This is a genomic window from Leifsonia sp. GW821-FHT13C05 (genome assembly GCF_058806515.1).
On record NZ_JBXAPT010000003.1, the window covers coordinates 232671 to 254380 of the forward strand.

The following is a 21710-nucleotide window of genomic DNA, read 5'->3' on the forward strand; positions in this document are numbered from 1 at the left end:
TGCCGCGCCCGAGGCGCAGAGCATCCATCCTGTCATGCCACCCCTGGAGTCTCCCATCACCAGCTATGAGCCGCTCAACGAGCCGATTCCCGACGAGTGGGAGACGCAGCCGGCGGGGTCGGGCGGGCGTTCGTCCGTCGTCCTGATCCTCGGTGCGACCGTCGTGTCCGGACTCGCAGGATACGTGGTCACCTGGCGCGTGTTCACCTCGGTGGGCGCCGCGGGCTACGGCGTGTTCTCGGTGTTCTGGTCCGCGCTGTTCCTGGTGGTCGGCATCCTGTTCGGGCTTCAGCAGGAGTCGACGCGTGCCGTGGCGCAGACCGCCGTGCAGGCCGTGGATGCGGGCGCCGGCCGAATGGGCGCAGGAGCGGCCGCCGCGATCCGCCGCACCTCCATGTGGTCGTTCGCCGCGATGGTCGCCGTCGTCGTCGTGATCGCCGTGCTGGCGACCAGCCTGCTCTGGGCGACGCCGAGCCTGGGCGCGCAGAACGCCGGTCTCGCCTGGTTCGTCGCGTTCGGCGCCGGCCTCAACTGCCTGGTGGCCGCCGCATCCGGTGTGATGGCCGGGGCGGGGATGTGGCGGCAGCTCGCCGCGATCGTCGCGCTCGACGGCGTGCTGCGCGTGATCGGCGTCGTCGCCGTGCTGGCGTTCACCGACGACCTCGTGGCGCTCGCCGTCGCCGTCATCCTGCCGTTCCCCGTCTCGCTGGCGATCGTGTTCGCCTCGGCCCCGAAGGCGCTCGTCGCCAACGCGCGGGTGAGCATCGGGCTCTCCACCCTGATCGCGAACACCGGCAGGACGATGCTGGCCGCGTCCGCCACCGCCGTGCTCATCAACGGCTTCCCTCTGGTGCTGTCGTTCTTCTCCGGACCGGACAACCACGCCGACCTCGGCTCGCTCGTGCTCGCCGTCACGCTGACGAGGGCGCCCATCCTGGTGCCGCTGATGGCGCTGTCGAGCTTCCTGGTCAGCCAGTTCTCGCACCATCCGGAGCGCGCAACGCGCACCATGCTGACGATCATCGCCGGGATCGCCGCGGTGATCGTGGTGCTCTGCCTGGCCGCCTGGCTGTGGGGCGTGCCCGTGATGCAGTTCGTCTTCGGCGCGCAGTTCGACCTCGGCGCCGACGTGCTGGTGGCCCTGATCGCGTCCTCCGGGCTGATCGGCGCGCTCTGCGTGAGCGGCTCCGCCGTGCTCGCGAAGGGGCTGCACGGGGGATACGCGACGGGCTGGGTGGCGGCGTCGCTCGTCTCGCTCGCCGTGCTGTTCATCCCGCTGGATCTGCCGATCCGTGCGGCGCTGGCCCTCGCATCCGGACCGGCCGTCGGGCTCGTGGTGCACCTGGTGTGGCTGCGGGTCAGCTCTGGTCGTGCCGTGCCAGCCGAAGTCGCCAGCTCATCCCCTGCGAGGCCTTGACCGCGCAGATCACGAGGAGCAGCCAGCCGGCCTCCACCAGGATCGAACTCTCGAACACGCTGGTCACGAGCAGGGCGACCAGCACGAGGGGCGCCCAGGCGTAGACCACGCTGCGCTTGTTGGACGCGAGCAGCCACGAGCGGCCGAACGCGAGCGCGACCAGCGCGACGAACAGCAGCAGCCCGATGATGCCCACCTGCAGGTAGACATCGAGATAGGCGTTCAGGCCGTCGGAGTGATAGACGCCCGTGGCCGCCTGGATGGCCGTGAACGGGTACAGCTCGGTCGGCCAGCTGCCCACCCAGCCCCAGCCGACGGTCTGCTCCACCGGGATGAGCTCCCAGATCTGGATCCACAGCTTGTAGCGCACCTGGAAGTCGGCCCTGGCGTTCAGCAGGTCGATGACCCTGGTGCGATAGATGTACGCCGAGACGAGGGCGGCGATGGTGAACACCGCGAGACCCCACTGGTAGTAGGGGCGCTGGTGCGCGGGCACCTTGCGCAGGCCGAACAGCGCCAGCGTCGCGAGGCCGACGACCACGGCGACCGCCGCGATGACGGGGGAGTGCGCGAACAGCAGACAGAGCACGGCCAGCGAGATGGAGACGGCGGCGAGCGGCGCCCGCACCGACCGGGTCCTCAGCTCGACGAGGAACGTCACGAACGCGATCAGCGCCACGATGCTCAGCGCGTTCCTCGACCCGAACAGTCCCTGGATCGGGCCGCCCAGCGCGATATTGCCCTGGATGCCGAGGAACCGGATGGGCAGGTCCAGCAGGATCCCGCTCAGCACCTCCAGGGCGAGGGAGGCGGTCAGCAGCACCCGGAGCACGTCGCCGACGACGCGCACGATCTGGATCGCATCCCGCACCAGGGCGATGTAGACGGCCAGGAAGGCGAAGCTCAGCTGGTAGATCACCCCGGCGAGCGTGGCCCACTGGTAGGTGCTCCAGAAGATCGAGATGGCGCACCAGCCCACAAACAGGAGGATCGAGATCGGCAGTAGGCCGTGCCACTCGATCAGCTTCCTCTGCGCGACGAACGACAGTGCGGCGAGCACGACCACCACGCCGAGCGCGCCGATGAGCCCCGGCCAGCCGATGAGAGCCCGGATCGCGTGGGTCGAGAACCCGACACCGACGGCCACCAGCGAGAGCGCCGAATTGAACCGTGCCGAACCCAGGAATTCGGTCACCGCGACGGGGACCAGGGTTCGACGGGTCGCGGCCATGAACGCAATCCTACGGTGTGCTCTGCTTCGTCTTCACGGACAGCACCACGAGCAGCGCCCACCCCGCTTCGATCAGGATGCGGCTCTCCGCTGCGCTCTGCGCGATGAGCGCGGCGATCAGCAGCAGGGGCAGCAGCCCGAGCGCGGTGTACGGCTTGTCGTCCGCGATCGTGGTCCTCGGCCGGTCGACGGCGAAGAACCAGGAGCGGCCGAGCGTGGTCGCGACCAGCAGGATGAACACCACGAGTCCGACGATGCCGAGCTGCAGCCAGACGTCGAGCCAGGCGTTGTGCGCCTGCAGGTAGGTGACGCCGTTGCGTTCGGCGAGGTTCTTGAACGGGGAGACCCAGGGCGCCCAGTAGCTCACCCAGCCCCAGCCGAACACCGGGCGTTGCTGCGCCAGCCCGATCACCGAGTGCCAGATGTCGAGGCGGCCCGTCAGGTCCTCGCTCTTGCCGAACAGGGCGGGGATGCGCGAGGCGAACGCGATCAGCAGCCCGGCGGCCACCACGACGAGCGCTGCGGCGGTGAGGTAAACGGGACGGCGCCGGTCCGGCGCGACCCTGCGCATCCACAGGGCGAACGCGAACACGACGGCGGTGGCCAGCCCGGCCACGATCACCGTCGACGAGCGGGTGAGCGCCAGTGTCCCGACCGCGATCACCAGCCAGGTGATGCCCGCCCCGCGGCGCACGGTGCGGTCGGCGAGCTGGATGCCGAACACGATCACGGCCAGCAGCGCCACCATCGCCAGCAGGTTGCTGTTGCCCTGGATGCCCTGGATCTGCCCGCCGTGGAACAGCAGCCCCCTGCTCCAATAGAACGCGGCGGGCAGCTTGCCGGATTGGTACTCCGCCCAGAACGGCAGCACAGGATGCCGCACGAACGCGGCCACGACGAACTCGAACAGCAGCGACAGTCCCAGGATCCAGCGGAACGCGTTCGCCAGCGCGCGCAGCAGCTGCGGCCAGTCGAGGGCGAGCGCCAGGTAGAGCGCGCCCGCGGTGGTCGCGAACTGCGCGATCACGCCGAGCGCACTCGCCCCGGGGTACGCCGACCACGCGATCGAGACGGTGGCCAGCAGGAGGAACAGCACGAGCATCCTGGGCAGCCTGCGCCAGTGGAAGGCGGGCCGCGTGCGCACCAGGACGACGATGCTGGCGGCGGCGAGCAGTCCGGCGAGCACGAAGTAGCCCGGCCAGCTGATCAGGTTGCGCCAGAAATCGCCCGCGAACAGCGTGAACAGCAGCAGTGTCGCGAACGCCGCGGCGCCGGATCCGGACGCGGCGGCGGCCACGCGTGCCCGGACGGACGAAGCGGAGGGTGCGGAGGTCACCTCGGAAGACTAGCGGACGGCAATTCAGGCATTCGGTGTCGCGACGAACACCGTCCCGTCGCCGGAGACGGAGACGAACTCCTCGTCGGGCGTGACGAACACCGACTGCCCGCGTTCCAGCGTCAGCCCGTCGTGCTCCCCGGCGAGCTCCACCGAGCCTGCCGTGCAGATCGCGATGGCCGCGCCGGGCAGCGGGATGCGCGTGGACGGCGTCCCTGCCCCGACCGTGATGTGGTCGAGCGCGAAGTCGGGCACATCCGGTCGGAACACGTCGACGCCGGGCGCCGGATGCTCCGCGGCCATCGGCGTCGCCACGATCGGACGGAAGTCCAGGATGCTCACCAGCTCCGGCACGTCGATGCGCTTCGGCGTGAGGCCGCCGCGCAGCACGTTGTCGGACGCCGCCATCAGCTCGATCCCGAGCCCCCGCAGGTACGCGTGGATGTTCCCGGCCGGCAGGTACAGCACCTCGCCCGGACGCAGCGTCGCGCGGTTGAGCAGCAGCGCGAGCACGATGCCCGGATCGCCGGGGAACGCCTCCGCGAGCATCCGGACGGTGTCTGCGGCGACAGCGAGATCGTCGCCCGCCGGGTCCGGCTCGACGGAGAGCGCGGTGGCGACGACGGCGCCGACCAGCTCGCCTACCGCAGGGTCGCCGCCGAGCAGCCACTCGGTCGCGCGGCGGAGCACCCCTGTCGGCTCGCCGGCGAGAGTGTCGGCGAACGACGCGATCACCGCGCGCTCGCCGTCGTCCGCCGTCTCAGCGAGCGCGGAGAACAGTGCTGCACTGCGCTCGACGTCGCGGAAGCCGCAGAGCGCGTCGAAGGTGTCGCTGAGCGCGTAGATCAGCTCCGGCTTGTGGAACGGGTCCTTGTAGTTGCGCTCGGGGGAGTCGATGGGGATGCCCGCGGCGCTCTCCCGCGCGAACCCGGCGGCGGCCTGCTCGGACGACGGGTGCGCCTGCAGCGACAGTGGGCCGGCGGCGGCCAGCACCTTCAGAAGGTACGGCAGGTGCGCATCCGGGCTACCGAGCGCGGTCTGCGGGTCTGCTGCCGTCCACGCGGCGAGGTCCGCCGCTCCACCGGTCTGCGCCGGGTCGGCGATCACCGACGGCGATCCGGGATGCGCGCCCAGCCACAGCTCCGCCTCCGGTCGTCCGCTCGGTTCGGTGCCGAGCAGCCCGGCGATGGCAGTGGTCGAACCCCAGGCGTAGTCGCGGGGGGTATTGCCGATGCGCACAAACATCCGTCGTAGTCCCTTTCGATTCGTTAGACCAAACTACCAATCGCTTTTGCGCGGCATTGCCGGTTCCCTAGGCTGGCGCTGGTCGCCAGCCGACCCGTCATCCCGCCGTACGACGCAATGGAGCAGCTATGTCCTTCGAGTCCCTCGCCAGCGATTTCTACGGATACGAGGACCTTCTCAGCACCCAGGAGAAGGACTTCCTCGCCCACCTCCGCTCCTACCTGGAGACCGAGGTGAAGCCGATCGTGAACGAGCACTGGGAGCGCGCGGAGTTCCCGCACCAGATCATCGAGGGGCTGCACAAGACCGGCACCGTCGGGCTCGGCTTCCCGGAGACCGCTCCGTTCGAGAACTCCGCCGTGTTCCGCGGCTGGGTCGCCCTGGAGCTTGCGAGGGTGGATGCGTCCGTCAGCACATACGTCGGCGTGCAGAACGGTCTCGCCCTCGGCGCCGTCGGCGTCTGCGGCTCCGAGGAGCAGAAGGCGGAGTGGCTGCCGAAGCTCGCCAGCGGCGAGGTGCTCGGGGCGTTCGGCCTGACCGAACCGCTCTCCGGCTCGGACTCCGCGCAGGGCCTGCGCACGATCGCGACGCGCGACGGCGACAACTGGGTGCTCAACGGCTCGAAGCGCTGGATCGGCAACGCCACGTTCAGCGACATCACCATCATCTGGGCGAAGAGCGCGGAGGACGGCCAGGTGAAGGGCTTCATCGTCCCGACCTCGACGCCCGGGTACACCGCGACGAAGATCGAGGGGAAGCAGTCCCTCCGCATGGTGCAGAACGCCGACATCACGCTCGAGAACGTCGTCGTGCCCGAGTCGCTGCGCCTGCAGAACGCCAACACGTTCAAAGACACCGCCGCCGTGCTCCGCCTCACCCGCGCCGAGGTCGCCTGGGCGGCCGTCGGGGTCGCGATCGGCGCGTACGAGGCAGCCGTCGCGTACTCGAAGGAGCGAATCCAGTTCGGCAAGCCTCTGGGAGCGCACCAGCTCATCCAGGATCTGCTGGTCAAGTCGCTCGGCAACATCACCGCATCCATCGCCCTCTGCACGCGCGTCTCCGAGATGCTCGACACCGGCAAGCAGCGCGACGAGCACTCGGCACTCGCCAAGGCGTTCGCCACCTCCCGGATGCGCGAGACCGTCGCCTGGTGCCGCGAGATCCTGGGTGGCAACGGCATCGTGATCGACTACGACGTCGCCCGCTTCTTCGCCGACGCCGAGGCCCTCTACTCCTACGAGGGCACCCGCGAGATGAACACGCTGATCGTCGGGCGCTCGATCACCGGCCAGGCCGCCTTCGTCTAGCAGGCGATCCGTTCGGCGCCGGCGGGCCGGATAGGCTGGGCGTTCGGCAGTCGAGCGTTTGAGGAGGACCGCGTGGCGTGGTTGGTGACCGGAGGAGCTGGATACATCGGCTCGCACATCGTGCGGGCGTTCCGTTCGGAGGGCATCGACGTCGTCGTGGTCGACGACCTGTCCAGCGGGCATGAGGAGTTCGTGCCGGCGGACGTCCCCTTCTATCGGGGGACCATCCTGGACGGCGCGCTGCTCGAACGGGTCTTCGCCGAGAACAGCGTCTCCGGCGTGGTGCACGTCGCCGGGTTCAAGTACGCCGGCGTCTCCGTGCAGCGTCCTCTGCACACCTACGAGCAGAACGTGACGGCGACCGCCGTGCTGCTCGCCGCCATGCAGGAGGCGGGGGTGGATGCGATGGTCTTCTCGTCCTCCGCCGCCGTCTACGGCACGCCGGACACGGACCTCGTCACGGAGAGCACGCCGAAGAGCCCGGAGTCCCCGTATGGCGAGTCGAAGCTGATCGGGGAGTGGCTGCTGCGCGACCAGGGCATCGCCGCCGGTCTCCGCCACACCAGCCTGCGCTACTTCAACGTCGTCGGCTCCGGCGATCCTTCGCTGCGCGACACCAGCCCGCACAACCTCTTCCCTCTGGTGTTCGACGCCCTGGTGGACGGCCGCACGCCGCGCATCAACGGCGTCGACTACCCGACGCCGGACGGCACCTGCGTCCGCGACTACATCCACGTCGCCGACCTGGCCGTCTCGCACGTCGCTGCCGCGAAGCGACTGGATGCGCACGAGGCGATCGAGCCCGTCTACAACCTGGGCAGCGGCGACGGCGTCTCCGTCGGCGAGATCATGTCGACCGTCGCCGCAGTGACCGGCATCGACTTCACCCCAGAAGTGGGGCCGCGCCGCGCCGGAGATCCTGCGAGGATCGTCGCATCCGGTGAACTCGCCGCCCGGGATCTGGACTGGAGAATGCGCCACACCCTGGACGAGATGGTTCGGAGCGCCTGGGAAGCACGCCAAGCGGCATCCTGAGCCCTCTCCTGGCCGTCCGACGGGGGTAGAACGGCCGGGCGTGTCGGGATTGTTGTGGAGCGTCGGCGCGTCGCGAACTCTCGACCAGGACTCAAGGCTTTACGATTTGCGACTTGACTCTTGCGAATGACAACGGTGTAATTATTCCAACACGTTGTCTTGCGTGCTTAGCAGTTAATGGGTGGGAGTCCGATATGACAGTTCCTGAATATCGCTCTGGAGTACCCGACGACTGGTTCATCGACCCGGTCAAACTGGGGGTTCCGGGTGTCCGGCCGAATGTCGACGACGACAATCCGCTGGCCTGGCAGTCCGACTCGCTGTGCGCTCAGACCGACCCGGAGGCGTTCTTCCCCGAGAAGGGCGGATCGACCCGCGACGCCAAGCGCATCTGCACCTCGTGCGAGGTTCGCACCCAGTGCCTCGAATACGCTCTCGCGAACGACGAGCGGTTCGGCATCTGGGGTGGGCTGTCCGAGCGCGAACGCCGCAAGCTGCGCAAGCGCGCCAGCTGAATTCGCGCCGCGCCCGATCTGCCTCCACGGATCGACGCGACGCCAACCTAGGCTGACTCCCGATGTATCCGAGAGTCACTGCCATCGTCGTCGCCCAGAGTGGCGGCCCCCACCTTCAGCGCACTCTCGACGCCATCGCGGCACAGACGAGACAACCGGACGCCGTGATCGCCGTCGACTGTGCGTCGACGGACGACGCCGCCAAGCTGCTCGCCGACTTCCGCCCCACCCAGCTGCTCTCCGTGCCGGAGAAGCTGCCGTTCGGCGCTGCCGTGGCGACCGGTGTGCGGGTGACGGCTCCTCCGTCGTCCGACCACGAGTGGCTGTGGCTGCTCGCGCAGGACACCGCACCGGAGCCCGGTGCTCTCGAAGCACTCCTCGGCGCCGTCGAGGTCTCGCCCTCCGTCGCCGTCGCAGGACCCAAGCTGGTCGACTGGGACGACGCATCCTTCATCCGTGAGTTCGGCGAGGCGATGACGCCGCTCGGCGCCGCGGTGCCGCTGGTCGAGAACGAGATGGACCAGGCGCAGCACGACGGCCTCACCGACGTGCTCGGCGTCTCGTCCGCCGGGATGATCGTCCGCCAGACCGTGTGGGACAAGCTCGGCGGTTTCGACCCCGGCCTGCCGACCGCCGACGACGGACTCGATTTCTGCACCAGGGTCCGACTCGCGGGCTTCCGCGTCTCCCTCGTCGCCCAGGCCAGGGTGGCCATCGCGGGCGACGGCGTCGCAGGACCCAACCTCTCGCGCAAGTGGACCGTGCGCCGCCGCCTCACCAAGGAACGGCGAGCGGCCCAGCTGCACCGCAGGATGGTCTACGCGCCTGCCGCTGCCGTGCCGTTCCACTGGCTCAGCCTCGTTCCGCTCGCGATCCTTCGCTCCATCGGCCGGATCCTGCGCAAGGAGCCCGGCTCGGTCGGCGGCGAGCTCGCTGCGGCGTTCAGCGTGGCGTTCTCCGGGATGCGCGTGAGCAACGCCCGCCGCACGCTCGCCCAGAACAAGACCGTCGGCTGGGCGGCGGTCGCTCCGCTGCGCATCCCGTTCGACGAGGTGCGGCGTGGTCGCGCGCTGAAACGCGAGGCCGCGCAGGTCGGCCAGCAGGGCGAGCGACAGGAACTCGACTTCTTCGGCACGGGTGGCGGTTGGACGGTGCTCGCGGCACTGGTCATCGGCGTCGCCCTGTTCTTCCCGCTCTTCGGGAGCGCGGCGCTCACCGGGGGAGGGCTGCTCCCGCTCAACGCGTCGGTCGGCCAGCTGTGGGCGAACCTCGGCTACGGCTGGCGGGATGTCGGGCTCGGCTTCACCGGAGCCGCCGACCCGTTCGCGGCGGTGCTCGCCGTGCTCGGAACGCTGACCTTCTGGCAGCCGTCCGTCTCGATCGTCGGCCTCTACTTCCTCGCGGTCCCGCTCGCAGCGCTCGGCGCGTGGCTGGCGGCGGCGCGGCTCACCTCCAAGACGACGCTGCGCATTTTCGCCGGCCTCGCCTACGCACTCGCGCCGACGCTGCTGGTGGCGCTGCAGGGCGGCCGTCCTGCTGCCGTGCTCGCGCACGTGCTGCTCCCGTGGCTGTTCTTCGCCGGGCTCGCCGCACGCCGGTCGTGGGCGGCCAGCGCGGTCACCGCGCTGCTCGCCGCGGCGACGGCGGCGTGCGCACCCGTGCTCATCCCGGCCCTCGCTGTCGCCTGGATCGCGGCCATCGCGTTCGGTGGACGCCGTGCCGCACGCATCGCGTTCATCCCGTTGCCCGCTGTTGTGCTGTTCGCGCCTCTGGTTTGGCAGCAGATCTCCCGCGGGGCGTGGCTGTCGATCTTCGCCGACCCCGGCGTGGCACTGGATGCGCGGCAGACGCCGGCCTGGCAGCTCGCCCTCGGCTTCCCGGACGGCACGCTCGGCGGCTGGCACGCGCTCGGCTCCGTACTGCCGTTCGACCTCGCCGAGGCCGCCCCGAACATCATCGTCCCCATCCTGCTCGCGCCGCTCGGCGTGCTGGCGATCCTGGCCCTGTTCCTCCGCGGGTCGAGCAGGGCGATCGTCGCGCTGCTGGTCGCCCTGGTCGGCTTCCTCACCGCGGTCGCCGCGCTGCACGTCCAGGTGACGTTCGCCGGATCCAGCGTCGTGCCGATCTGGCCCGGAACGGCCGTGAGCCTCTACTGGCTCGGACTGATCGGGGCAGCGGTCCTCGCGCTCTCCGCCATCGGCCGCGCCGCCGTCTACCCGGCCTGGGTCGCGCTCCTCACGCTCGCCATCGCCGCCGTCCCCTCCGCCATCGCGCTGCACGACGGACAGTCGAAGGTGGTCGAGAGCGACGGACGCACCATGCCGGCGGTCGTCACGGCCAAGGCCGCCACCCAGCCCCGCACGGGAACGCTGCGCATCACGCCGCAGCCGGACGGCGGCATCGCGGCGGAACTCATCCGCGGCGCCGGGCAGACGCTCGACGCGCAGAGCACCCTCAGCTCGACGGAGCGCACGCTGTCACCCGAGCAGAAGGAGCTGGCGACGCTCGCGGGCAACCTGTCGTCCCGGAGCGGCTACGACGGCTCTCCGACCATGAAGCGCCTCGGCATCGACTTCGTACTGCTCGCACCGGCAGCGGTGGACCTGAACCAGAGCACGGGCGGGAACGCCCCGGTGAGCGAGCCTGCCAAGGTCAGCGGGGTGCGCGCATCCACCGCCCTCGATGCGAACCCGCTGCTCGCCCCGGTGGGTGCGACGGTGAGCGGGCAGCTCTGGGCGTTCGACCGCGGCACCTCGGCGGAGCCGAAGGCCGCGCTCGTCCCCGCGGACGCCGGAGGGATCTGGCGGCTGGTCGTGCTGCTGGTGCAGGGCATCGTCATCGGCATCACGCTGCTCATGGCCATCCCGACCACGCGCTCGGCCGACCGCGTCGCCGAGCTGAACTCCCGCCGCCCGAAGCGCCGCCACGGCGACGAGGACGACCTCGTCGTCACCCCCGACGACGAGCCGGAGCAGCCGAAGGACGGCGAGGAGGCCGTAGCCGACGAGACGCTCTCGGAGTATGAGGCGGAACCCGACGACGAGGCGGCCGTCGAGTCCTCCGAGGTGGAGGAAGCGGCGGAGCCGGAGCCGGAGCCGGAGCCTGTGGTTGCGCCGGGGCCGGAGGTTGAACCAGAGCCGGTGCCTGAGCCCAGCCCGATGGTCGAGCCAGAGCCTGCACCCGAGCCAGAGCCGGTGGTCGAGCCTGAGCCGGAGCCCGCGCCTGTCATCGAGCCAGAACCGGAGCCCGCCGTCGAGCCACAGACCGCCGAGCCCGAGCCGGAACCAGAGCCCGCCCCCGAGCGCGACACCGCCCCGGAGCACCAGCACCCCGCATCCACCCCGGATGCGCTGGTCCCCACCCCGTCCACCCCCACGACGCTCGAGGAAGGCCTCGAGGAGACGATCATCCGCCCCCGCCGCGGAACCGAGCGAACCGAAGGAGGCGACCGTGGCTGACAAGCGTGGAATTGCCAGGGTCAGCATGCGGGTGGTCGGCGGTGTGATCGGCCTCGGCGTCGCCGGCATCGCCATCGCGGGTGCATCGTTGCTGCCGCTGCCGTCGTTCCAGGTCGCGGCCCCCGTCTCGACCGTCAAGCCCGTGCCTGCCGACCAGCAGAGGGTCTGCCCCGGCCCGCTGCTCGCCCTCGCGGCCGACGCGGGCGCCGCCACCACCGCATCCCCGTTCGGCGCCCCCACCTCCACCTACGGTGCGGACGGCGGCAGCGTCGACACCCGGTCGCTGAAGGCCGACGCCGACGGTTCGTCGCGCGGTGAGGCCCCCCAGGTGCTCACCGTCGCCACCCCGCAGGGCGCGAGCACCCCGCCGCTCGTCGCGGGCGCCCAGTCGCAGAGCGCGACGACCGACGACCTCGCCGGTCTCGCGACCTCCTCCTGCGGAGAGGCGAGCGCGGACAGCTGGCTGGTCGGCGGTTCCACCGCGCTCGGCCAGACGAGCCTCGTGATGCTGTCCAACCCGACCTCGGTGCAGGCCACCGTCAACCTCTCGATCTTCGCCGAGACCGGCCAGGTGGATGCGCCGGGAGCCGCCGGCATCGTCGTCCCCGCCGGCGCGCAGAAGGTGGTCCCGCTCGCCGGTCTCGCTCCGTCCGTCGCCGCCCCCGTCGTGCACGTGCAGAGCACGGGAGGGCAGGTGCTCGCCTCGCTGCAGCAGAGCTTCGAGCAGGGCATCGACCCGCGCGGCGTCGAACTGTCCGGCGCGACAGGCTCCCCGTCGCGCGTGCAGGTGATCTCCGGCATGACCATCGCGAACCTGGCGACCATCGAGGGCGCCCAGTCCGGCGAGGGCTACGGAGCGGACCTCCCCGCCGTCCGCGTGTTCGTGCCCGGCGACCAGGATGCGGACATCACCGTCGGCGCCGTCGGTGAGAACGGCACGGCGGCAGGCAACTCGTACGCGCAGACCGTGAAGGCCGGCGTCGTCGCCGAGATCCCGCTGGATCACCTCAAGGACGGCAACTACACCGTCACCGTCCGCTCCTCCGTGCCGGTCGTCGCCGCGGCCCGCACGTCGGTCGCCGGCGCGAAGACCCACGACTTCACCTGGTTCGCCTCGTCGCAGCCGATGGGCGAAACCTTCCTGGCCGCCATCCCGTCCGCCCCGACCCCGATGGTGCACTTCGCCAACCCGGGCGAGAAGGACCAGAAGGTCACCATCGAGGGACGCAACGGCAAACCGGCGACCCTGACCATCCCGGCCGAAGGAGCCGCGAACGTCAAGGTGGGCGCCGGGATGTACACGGTCACCGGGGGAGACGGCCTCTACGTGAGCGTCAGCTTCTCCGCCGACGGCGCCGCAAGCTCGTTCGCCCTCAACCCGCCCGGCCCGCTGGCCGCGCCGATCGAGGTGTACCCGCGCTAGCGCCCGGAGCCCCTTCCTCGAACAAACGAGACGAGGGAGACCACGACGATCACGATGGCGAAACCGGGAACGATGTACGCCATGGGGTGGCTGGCCGACGAAAAGTAGGCGGCGGGCAGGCCGATCACTCCGTAGATCAGCAAGAAGGAAGCGAAGAGGACCGCAACGATCTGCTTCTTGACCAACGTCACGGCACACCTTTCAGGGCCGCGTTCTGGACTTACGAGTGCCGCGACCACCTGTCGACTGTCTCCGAGGGTATTGGTCGTCAAAGCGGCACTCAATATATGCAACAGGCTATGGATGCATTTGTTCGGCAAGACTGCGCGGATAGAGCCTTGATTGACCGCAGGCGCGCGGCCACCGTCCTCAGAAGTGCCGGTACCGGTCCGGCGCCAAATCCCACGGGTCCTTCCCCAGCAACTCGGCGACGGCGCGGAACACGCAGCCTTCGACGAACATCCTGCGATGCAGATCGTCGTTGCGGTGCAGCTTGGTGAGGCGCTGGATCGGGACGCGGTAGAGCACGATGCGGCGCTGGGCGTGGTCGACGTGCCAGCGGTCGACGCCGTCGCTGCCCGTGTTGCCGATGGGGGTGGCAGCGACCTCGAAGTGCACGTCGGCGAGCTCGTTCGGCCAGACGCCTTTGAGGTAGTCGGCCGTGGATGCGACGGTCATGTCGAAGAAGTCGATCCTGTTGTTCAGCATCGGCAGGTGGGGGCCGGTCACCGGGCCTCTCGCACCCCTGCCGTGCCTGCTGCGCCACCGGGAGGTGGCAGGCGGCTGGCTGCTTGAGCGGCGGTTGCGGGGCATGTCGCAATCCTACGTCGCCCGCGCTCGGGTATTCTGAGCCCGATGTTGAGCCGTCCATGTTCCCGCGTGGCGTGTCCACGCGATGCCGTGGCCACGCTCACCTACGTGTACGCCGACTCGATGGCCGTGCTCGGCCCGCTGAGCCTGAGCCACGAACCGCACTCGTACGACCTGTGCGCCATCCACGCCGAGCGTCTGTCCGCGCCGCAGGGCTGGCAGGTGATGCGGCACGAGGTGTTCGGTGAAGTAGGTTATGGGGCGTGAGCAGCAACAGCAACGTCCCCAGCAATTCCTCTCTCGACGCTGTCGTCAAGACCTATGACATCCGCGGTCTGGTCGGCAAAGACCTGACGGAGGAGGTCGTCACCGCTATCGCGGCCGGCTTCGTCGACGAGGTCGGGGCTGCCGGGGAGGACGTGATCGTCGGCCACGACATGCGCGACTCGTCGCCCACCTTCGCCGCGGCGTTCGCCCGCGGAGCGCAGGCCAGGGGTGCCAACGTCGTGTCGATCGGGCTGTGCTCCACGGACGAGTCGTACTACGCATCCGGAGCGCTGGCGTCCGCGGCGGCCATGTTCACCGCGAGCCACAACCCGGCGACGTACAACGGCATCAAGCTCTCCCGCGCCGGCGCGCAGGGCCTCAGCATGAACACCGGGCTCGCCGGGGTGCGCGACCGTGCTGCCGTGTACCTGCACGACGGCGTCGACCCGGTGGACGAGCAGGGCGGCTTCCGCGAAGTGGATGTGCTCGCCGACTACGCCGCATACCTGCGGTCGCTCGTCGACCTGTCCGTCATCCGCCCGATCACGGTCGTGGTCGATGCCGGCAACGGGATGGGCGGCCTCACCGTCCCGGCGGTGCTCGGCGACGCAGCCGGCCTTCCCGCTCTGCCGCTCACGATCATCCCGATGTACTTCGAGCTGGACGGCTCCTTCCCGAACCACGAGGCGAACCCGCTCGACCCGAAGAACCTGGTCGATCTGCAGCGCGCGGTGGTCGAGCACGGCGCCGACCTCGGGCTCGCCTTCGACGGGGACGCCGACCGCTGTTTCGTCGTGGACGAGAAGGGCGACGCCGTCACCCCGTCTGCCGTCGCGGCCATCGTCGCACTGCGCGAGATCGCCCGCGCCAGGCGGGAGGACCCAGACGCGGACATCACGGTCATCCACAACCTGATCACCTCCAACGTCGTCCCAGAGACCATCGAGGCAGCAGGCGCGACGCCGCTGCGCACCCGCGTCGGCCACACCCTCATCAAGGATGCGATGCGTGAATCCGGCGCCGTCTTCGGTGGGGAGCATTCGGCGCACTACTACTTCCGCGACTTCTGGAGCGCAGACAACGGGATGCTCGCAGCCATGCACCTGCTCGCCGAGTTCGGCGGCCAGGACAGCCCGCTGTCCGAGCTGTCTGCCCGGTTCACGCCCTACCCGATGTCCGGCGAGATCAACTCGACGGTCGACGACGTTCCCGCCGCGTTCACGCGCGTGGTGGAGGCCTTCACCGGCCGTGCAGAGTTCGACGAGCTCGACGGTCTGACCGTCACCGGCTTCGTCGGGGGAGACGAGCCGTTCTGGTGGTTCTCGGTGCGTCCGTCGAACACCGAGCCGCTGCTGCGACTCAACGTCGAGGCGGCGGACCTGGCGACGATGCAGCGCATCCGGGACGAGGTGCTGGCGCTCATCCGCGCCTGACGGAGAGCCGGCGCGACACACGACTGTGAGAGTCGGGCACCGGATGCGACAATGGGGCAATGGCCACAACCACCGTCGCTGAATCCACCTCCACTCTTCCGTTCAAGGTCGCAGACCTCTCCCTCGCAGAAGCGGGACGTCACCAGATCCGTCTGGCCGAGAACGAGATGCCCGGTCTCATGTCGCTCCGCGAGGAGTTCGGCGCGTCGCAGCCTCTTGCCGGCGCGCGCATCGCCGGCTCGCTGCACATGACCGTGCAGACCGCCGTGCTGATCGAGACGCTCGTCGCGCTCGGCGCCCAGGTGCGCTGGGCGAGCTGCAACATCTTCTCCACCCAGGACGACGCGGCGGCCGCCATCGCGGTCGGCCCGAACGGCACCGTGGATGCGCCTGCCGGCGTTCCCGTGTTCGCCTGGAAGGGCGAGACCCTCGAAGAGTACTGGTGGTGCACCCAGCAGATCTTCGACTGGACGGCGGAGGCGGAAGCCGCCGGGGCGGACTGGACCGGCCCGAACCTGATCCTCGACGACGGAGGCGACGCCACCCTCCTGGTGCACAAGGGCCGCGAGTTCGAGCTCGCCGGCGCCGTCCCGGACGACGCGCAGGGCGACAGCCACGAGTACCGCGTGATCCTGGCTGCGCTGCGCGCATCCCTCGCGGAGTCCTCCGACCGCTGGACCCGCGTTGCTGCGGACATCCTCGGCGTCACGGAGGAGACCACCACCGGTGTGCACCGCCTCTACGAGCTCGCCCGCGACGGCCAGCTGCTGTTCCCGGCCATCAACGTCAACGACTCGGTCACCAAGAGCAAGTTCGACAACAAGTACGGCATCCGCCACTCGCTGCCGGACGGCCTGAACCGCGCCACCGACGTGCTGATCGGCGGCAAGGTCGCGTTCGTCGCAGGATACGGCGACGTCGGCAAGGGCGCAGCGGAGGCGCTGCGCGGCCAGGGCGCGCGCGTGATCGTCAGCGAGGTGGACCCGATCAACGCCCTGCAGGCGGCGATGGACGGCTACCAGGTGGCCCGCATCGAGTCGGTCGTCGACCAGGTCGACATCTTCATCTCCGGCACGGGCAACCTCAACGTCATCACCCTCGACCACATCCTGGCCATGAAGCACCAGGCCATCGTGGCGAACGTCGGTCACTTCGACAACGAGATCGACATGGCGGGCCTCGAAGCGCTGGAAGGCGCGGAGAAGATCGAGATCAAGCCGCAGGTGCACGAGTGGCGCCTGCCGAGCGGACGCAGCGTCCTGGTGCTCTCCGAGGGCCGCCTGATGAACCTCGGAAACGCCACGGGCCACCCGAGCTTCGTGATGAGCAACTCGTTCACCAACCAGGTGCTCGCGCAGCTCGAACTGTACGTGTCGACGGAGAACTACCCGATCGGCGTCTACGTGCTGCCCAAGCACCTCGACGAGAAGGTCGCCCGCCTCCACCTGGATGCGCTCGGCGTCGAGCTGACGACGCTCACCCCCGAGCAGGCCGCATACATCGGCGTCAGCGTCGACGGCCCGTACAAGGTCGACCACTACCGATACTGATGACACCCACTTTCACCGACCGCGAGCTGCCGGGCGGCCTCATCCTGCGCGTGCGCAGGCCGGAGGACGCCCCGGCGCTCGCGGCAGCATACGTCGCCAACCGCGGACACCTCGCGCCCTGGGAGCCCACCCGCACCGAGGAGTTCTTCACCGAGGCGGGCCAGCTCAAGCGCACCACCGAGCTGCTCGCCCTCTACGAGGCGGGCACGGCCATCCCGCTACTCATCATGGACGGGGACGCCGTCGCGGGCGGGTTCGACCTGAGCAGCATCGTCCGTGGCGCTTTCGAGAGCGCGATGATCGGATACTGGCTCGATCGCGCGCACACCAAGCAGGGTCTCGCCTCCACGGCGCTCGCCGCGATCATCGCGGCGGCGCGCGACGAATACGGCCTGCACCGCATCCAGGCCGCGACGCTGCTGCACAACCAGGCGTCGCAGTCCGTGCTCACCCGCTCCGGCTTCGAGCGCATCGGGGTGGCCCCGAACTACCTCAAGATCGCGGGCCGCTGGCAGGACCACGTGCTGTTCCAGCGCATCCTGCACGACTGACCCTGTAGGTCGCTAAACCTCCGCGTACGCCCGCACGGGGAACGTCCCGAACCCCTCCACGGCGGGCGGCGCGGCGGTGAAGCGTGCGCCGCGGGCCGGGACGGAGCCCAGGTTGGTCAGGTGCTCGACCACGTGGATGCCCGCGGCGAGCAGCAGGGTGTGTGCCGGCCGCGCTCCGCCGCCCTCGGTGTCGTCGATGTTGAGCGAGTCGATTCCGACGAGGGCGACCCCCGCATCCACGAGTTGCTGCGCGCCCGCCTCCGTGAGGTATGGCGCACCCGTCGCGTACTCCGGACGCCCGAAGTGCGCATCCCACCCGGTGTGCAGCAGCACCGCCGAGCCCGCGAGCTCTCTGTCGTGAAACACCGTGGCCGGGATGCCGCGCGTCCCGAGGTCGGTGAGGTGGAACACGTCCGCGCGCAGCCCGACGAGGGTGGACAGGTCGAGCGACGCCAGGTCTCCGCCGTCCGCGTAGCGGTGGAACGGGCTGTCGAGATATGTGCCCGTGTTGCCGATCATCGTGATGATGTCCATCGCGAACTGCGTGCCCGGCGCGTACTTCGCCACGGAGTCCTCGCGGGTGAGGTGCGGGGTGATCGTGGGGGCTGGGAGCCCCGGATACGTGACGAGCCCGGCCCGGATGCGGTGGCTGAGGTCGACCACGCGGGGACGCCCGGCCTCGGGCACCCTGGCCTGCTCCGGGCTGATCCCTCTGCTGCCCCTGTGCTGCTCCTCGACGATCGAGAGGCCGTCCAGCCGCACATCGCCGACCAGCGCGAGCCCGAGGTGCCGCACGAACAGTTCGGCGATCTGCTCCTCCGACAGGGATGCGTCCGGCAGGTCGAGCCGGAAGCCGTTCGTCTGCAGGCTGCCTCCGTTGACGAACGTCACGGTGGCGTCGAAGTGGGCGCGGTACTCGGTCACAGGTCTCCTAGCGATCGGGGAAGGCGTGGGGGAGGCCGTCGAGCACCGGCTCCAGGCGCTGCAGGCGCTCCTGCTCCAGCTCGAGGCCGGCTGCATCGCGCTGGCGGCGCAGCAGGGCGACGGCCACCAGGAACGTCTCTGCGTCGACGGGCGGGATCGGCGACACGTAGGCGGACGCCTCAGCGGCGAGCTCTCCGCTCAGCCCTGCCCGCGCCGCGGGGGTGAGCTGCGGCGCCTGACGCACGAACTGGGCGATGCGGCGGGAGAGCCTGTCCGGCAGTTTCGCCACGTCGGCCGTCGCCGCCCAGCCGGTCAGGTGCGGCGCGAGATAGAGGGGGAGGGGCGTCGCCTTCGGCGCGCGCTCGTACTGGCTGTACGTGCCGGCCAGGAGGTCGCCGAGGCGCTTCGAGCGGGCGTTGAGGAGTCCGGTGAGGGCGGCGACGCCGCCGAAGGTCATGAAGATCTCCAGCACGCCGACGAGCGCCCGGATGAACGCGTGCCGGAAGCCGATCGCCCCGCCGTCGTCGCGGACGATGCGCGCGCCGACCGCGAGCTTGCCGAGCGACTTGCCCTTCGTCGCGAGTTCGACCGTGGTCGGCAGCACCACCATCCCGAACACCAGGATGAGGACGACGAGCGCCCTGCCGGCCGCCGCATCCAGCCCGCTCCCGGTGGCGACGAGCAGCATCAGGCAGCCGAACATCACCAGCAAGTACGTGAGCCAGTCGATCACCGTCCCCGCTGCGCGCAGGATGTAGCTGGCCGGTTTGACGTCGAGCGCGACGGCTTCGCCGGTGACGAGTTCGCGTTCGCCCGACGTCTGCAGTGCCTGGGCAGGTGCCGTCATGGCTATCATTCAAGCAGATGGATCTCGACGCATACACGGCAGCGCGCAGCGCCGACTGGGACAGGCTCGCCCAGCTGGCGAAACGACGCCGCCTCGACGGCAAGGAAGCCGACGAGCTCATCGACCTGTACCAGTCCGGGGCGTCCGACCTGTCGGCCATCAAGACCATCGCGGGGTCGACGGCGACGGGCGACAGGCTCTCCCTCGCGCTCGCGTCCGCACGGCTGAAGTTCACCGGGGCCGGCGCGAACCTGTTCTCGATGCTGCCCAGGTTCTTCGTCTACCAGCTGCCTGCTGCGCTTTACCGCATCCGGTGGGTGGTGCTGGCCGTCGCACTCGCCACGGTGGTGGTCGCCACGCTGTACGCGGTCTGGATCACCGGCAACCCGGAGGTGCTCCGCAACTTCGGCACGGACGCCCAGTTGCGCCGCTACGTCGAGCACGACTTCATCGACTACTACTCCAACAACCCGGCCGCGTCGTTCTCCGGCCAGGTCTGGACGAACAACGCGTGGATCGCGGCGCAGTGCATCGCGTTCGGCATCACCGGCGTCTACGTGCCGTTCGTGCTCCTGCAGAACGCCATCGGCGTCGGGACGGCCGCCGGGGTCATGTTCGCCTACGGGCGGGGAGACGTCATGTTCTCCTACATCCTCCCGCACGGGATGCTCGAGCTCACCAGTGTCTTCGTCGCCGCGGCCGCCGGGCTGCGCATCTTCTGGGCCTGGATCGCCCCGGGCGCCCGCACGCGCGCGCAGGCGCTCGCCGAGGACGGGCGCGCACTGTTCACCGTGGCGGTCGGCTGCGCCATCTCCCTGTTCGTCTCCGGCCTGATCGAGGGCTTCGTCACGCCGTCCGCGCTGCCTGTCTGGGCGAAGATCGCGATCGGGGCGCTCGCGCTCGCCGCGTTCCTCGCGTACATGCTCGTGCTCGGCCGCCGCGCCGTGCGCCTCGGCGAGACGGGCGACCTGACCGAGTACGAGTCCGGTTCCCGCCGCGTCGTCGCGGGCTGACGCCGCTCGCTGACCTCAGAGGCGCCCGGCGGCTTTCAGCGACAGGTAGACGTCGCTGAGCGCGGGCGGCAGCTCCTCGGGGGAGCCCGTCACCACGTCGGCGCCGAGGCGCTGGATGGCGGCGGTCACCCTGCTCACGTCGAGCAGCGAACGCTCCGCCGCGGCAGCGCGGTAGACCTCATCCCTGTTCCTCCGCGTCCCCGTGGCCTCGATGGTCTCGGGATCGGTGACGGAGGCGACGACGACGATGTGCTTGTTCGTGAGCTGCGGAAGCACCGACAGCAGCCCCCGTGAGGCGCCGGGCGCCTCCACGGAGGTCAGCAGCACGACGAGCGACCGCTGGCTGGTGACTGCGGACACCTGGGCGGGCACCGCCGACCAGTCCATCTCGATCAGTGCAGGCTCGATGCCGGCCATCGCATCCACCATCCTGGACAGCAGTTCCGGTCCGCTGGCGCCCTGCACCCGGCCGCGCACAGCCCTGTCGTATGCGATCAGGTCGACGCGGTCGCCCGCGCGGGTGGCGAGCGCTGCGAGCAGCAGCGACGCCTCGAACGCCGTGTCGATGCGCGGCTCGTCGCCGATCCTGGCGGCGGACGTGCGGGCCGTGTCGATCACGATGACCACGCGCCTGTCGCGCTCCGGACGCCAGGTGCGCACCATCACGCGGGCACCGCGTCCGCTGTTGGGGTCGTGGCGGCGTGCCGTCGCCCTCCAGTCGATCGAGCGAACGTCGTCGCCGCGCACGTACTCGCGCAGGGAGTCGAACTCGGTGCCTTGCCCGCGCAGCATCACGCTGGTCATGCCGTCCAGCTCGCGCAGGCGGGCCAGCCGCGACGGCAGGTGCTTGCGTGCGGTGAACGGCGGCAGCACCCGGATGCGGCCGGGCGCGCTCAGCGTCGCCTGCCGCGCCCACAGGTGCAGCGGCCCCCACGACCGGATGCTCACCTGCGTCACGTGGCGCTCTCCCCTCCGCCACGGGGTCAGCGTCGCGGTGATGCGCCTGCGCTCCCCGGCGGGGACGGCCACCCTGGTGCGCGACCTGTCGATGCCGGCGGACGGCTCCCACGCATCCCGGACGGTGCCGCGGATGGCCCGGCGGCCGGTGTTGGTCACGAGCAGTTCGCTCGTCGCCTCGGTGCCCAGCCGCACGCGCGACGGCAGCACCCGTTCGAGCACCACGCGCCGCGGAGAACCGGCGAGCATCAGGTCGAGCACGCCGAGCACGATGCAGAGCAGCAGCCAGCAGCCGAGCGCGAGGTACGACATCGCCTCCGTCCAGCCGAGCAGCACGACGGGGATCACCCCGAGCGCGAGCAGGGCGACGAAACGTCCGGATACGGTCACG

The 21710-nt window shown here is 70.1% G+C and carries 19 protein-coding genes; 11 read left to right on the top strand and 8 right to left on the bottom strand.

Annotated elements, in window-relative coordinates:
- Positions 1-34: 34 nt before the first annotated feature.
- Complete coding sequence (locus tag AC1ROC_RS11460; RefSeq protein WP_493000243.1) at positions 35-1417, top strand: lipopolysaccharide biosynthesis protein; 1383 nt, start codon at positions 35-37, stop codon at positions 1415-1417.
- On the opposite strand, the gene AC1ROC_RS11465 is transcribed toward AC1ROC_RS11460, so the two are convergent.
- The 3 genes from AC1ROC_RS11465 to manA are packed head-to-tail and all read right to left on the bottom strand — an operon-like array spanning position 1359 to position 5229.
- Positions 1359-2648, bottom strand: coding sequence for an exopolysaccharide production protein (locus tag AC1ROC_RS11465; RefSeq protein WP_493000245.1), 1290 nt, complete (start codon positions 2646-2648; stop codon positions 1359-1361). The two genes, AC1ROC_RS11460 and AC1ROC_RS11465, sit on opposite strands and share 59 nt — an antisense overlap.
- 10 nt (positions 2649-2658) lie before the next feature.
- On the bottom strand, positions 2659-3984 hold the full coding sequence (locus tag AC1ROC_RS11470) for an O-antigen ligase family protein (protein WP_085369116.1): 1326 nt from the start codon (positions 3982-3984) through the stop codon (positions 2659-2661).
- Between the two features lie 24 nt (positions 3985-4008).
- Positions 4009-5229: a mannose-6-phosphate isomerase, class I gene (gene manA / locus AC1ROC_RS11475; protein ID WP_493000247.1), complete on the bottom strand. Its 1221-nt coding sequence runs from the start codon at positions 5227-5229 to the stop codon at positions 4009-4011.
- A 128-nt stretch (positions 5230-5357) separates the two neighbouring features.
- On the opposite strand from manA, the gene AC1ROC_RS11480 reads away from it, so the two are divergent.
- The 5 genes from AC1ROC_RS11480 (at position 5358) to AC1ROC_RS11500 (ending at position 12967) form a co-directional block, all read left to right on the top strand.
- Complete coding sequence (locus tag AC1ROC_RS11480) at positions 5358-6536, top strand: acyl-CoA dehydrogenase family protein (RefSeq protein ID WP_085369114.1); 1179 nt, start codon at positions 5358-5360, stop codon at positions 6534-6536.
- 72 nt (positions 6537-6608) lie between these two features.
- On the top strand, positions 6609-7571 hold the full coding sequence (gene galE / locus AC1ROC_RS11485; RefSeq protein WP_493000250.1) for a UDP-glucose 4-epimerase GalE: 963 nt from the start codon (positions 6609-6611) through the stop codon (positions 7569-7571).
- 194 nt (positions 7572-7765) lie between these two features.
- The gene (locus AC1ROC_RS11490) at positions 7766-8086 is read left to right on the top strand and encodes a WhiB family transcriptional regulator (RefSeq protein ID WP_082581223.1); all 321 of its coding nucleotides are present in this window, start codon (positions 7766-7768) and stop codon (positions 8084-8086) included.
- A 62-nt stretch (positions 8087-8148) separates the two neighbouring features.
- Positions 8149-11544 carry a glycosyltransferase family 2 protein gene (locus AC1ROC_RS11495; RefSeq protein ID WP_493000253.1) on the top strand — a complete coding sequence of 1132 codons (3396 nt, stop codon included), beginning with the start codon at positions 8149-8151 and terminating at the stop codon, positions 11542-11544.
- Positions 11537-12967 carry a DUF5719 family protein gene (locus AC1ROC_RS11500; RefSeq protein ID WP_493000255.1) on the top strand — a complete coding sequence of 477 codons (1431 nt, stop codon included), beginning with the start codon at positions 11537-11539 and terminating at the stop codon, positions 12965-12967. Before AC1ROC_RS11495 ends, AC1ROC_RS11500 begins: the two co-directional genes overlap by 8 nt.
- Here the strand turns inward: AC1ROC_RS11500 and AC1ROC_RS11505 are convergent.
- Complete coding sequence (locus tag AC1ROC_RS11505) at positions 12964-13158, bottom strand: hypothetical protein (protein WP_493000257.1); 195 nt, start codon at positions 13156-13158, stop codon at positions 12964-12966. The genes AC1ROC_RS11500 and AC1ROC_RS11505 overlap by 4 nt on opposite strands.
- 178 nt (positions 13159-13336) lie before the next feature.
- Entirely contained in the window at positions 13337-13780 is a 444-nt protein-coding gene (locus AC1ROC_RS11510) for a metallopeptidase family protein (protein WP_085371336.1), read from the bottom strand.
- A 42-nt stretch (positions 13781-13822) separates the two neighbouring features.
- Here AC1ROC_RS11510 and AC1ROC_RS11515 point away from each other — a divergent pair, with 42 nt between their 5' ends.
- The 4 genes from AC1ROC_RS11515 to AC1ROC_RS11530 are packed head-to-tail and all read left to right on the top strand — an operon-like array spanning position 13823 to position 17578.
- Positions 13823-14044: a DUF3499 family protein gene (locus tag AC1ROC_RS11515; protein ID WP_085371335.1), complete on the top strand. Its 222-nt coding sequence runs from the start codon at positions 13823-13825 to the stop codon at positions 14042-14044.
- Positions 14041-15477 carry a phosphomannomutase/phosphoglucomutase gene (locus AC1ROC_RS11520; RefSeq protein ID WP_493000259.1) on the top strand — a complete coding sequence of 479 codons (1437 nt, stop codon included), beginning with the start codon at positions 14041-14043 and terminating at the stop codon, positions 15475-15477. Before AC1ROC_RS11515 ends, AC1ROC_RS11520 begins: the two co-directional genes overlap by 4 nt.
- A gap of 59 nt (positions 15478-15536) precedes the next feature.
- Positions 15537-17027, top strand: a complete 1491-nt coding sequence (ahcY, locus tag AC1ROC_RS11525) for an adenosylhomocysteinase (protein WP_168688891.1) — start codon at positions 15537-15539, stop codon at positions 17025-17027.
- Positions 17027-17578: a GNAT family N-acetyltransferase gene (locus tag AC1ROC_RS11530; protein ID WP_085371332.1), complete on the top strand. Its 552-nt coding sequence runs from the start codon at positions 17027-17029 to the stop codon at positions 17576-17578. The genes ahcY and AC1ROC_RS11530 overlap by 1 nt, the downstream gene beginning before the upstream one ends.
- 12 nt (positions 17579-17590) lie before the next feature.
- Here the strand turns inward: AC1ROC_RS11530 and AC1ROC_RS11535 are convergent, their stop codons facing one another.
- Positions 17591-18502 carry a cyclase family protein gene (locus AC1ROC_RS11535; RefSeq protein WP_256922148.1) on the bottom strand — a complete coding sequence of 304 codons (912 nt, stop codon included), beginning with the start codon at positions 18500-18502 and terminating at the stop codon, positions 17591-17593.
- Positions 18503-18509: 7 nt separating this feature from the next.
- Positions 18510-19349, bottom strand: coding sequence for an RDD family protein (locus tag AC1ROC_RS11540; protein ID WP_085371330.1), 840 nt, complete (start codon positions 19347-19349; stop codon positions 18510-18512).
- Positions 19350-19366: 17 nt separating this feature from the next.
- Here AC1ROC_RS11540 and AC1ROC_RS11545 point away from each other — a divergent pair, with 17 nt between their 5' ends.
- The gene (locus AC1ROC_RS11545) at positions 19367-20362 is read left to right on the top strand and encodes a stage II sporulation protein M (RefSeq protein ID WP_085371329.1); all 996 of its coding nucleotides are present in this window, start codon (positions 19367-19369) and stop codon (positions 20360-20362) included.
- A 15-nt stretch (positions 20363-20377) separates the two neighbouring features.
- Here the strand turns inward: AC1ROC_RS11545 and AC1ROC_RS11550 are convergent, their stop codons facing one another.
- A complete protein-coding gene (locus tag AC1ROC_RS11550; RefSeq protein WP_085371328.1) occupies positions 20378-21709 on the bottom strand; it encodes a DUF58 domain-containing protein in 1332 nt (443 codons plus the stop codon).
- Position 21710: the final 1 nt, after the last annotated feature.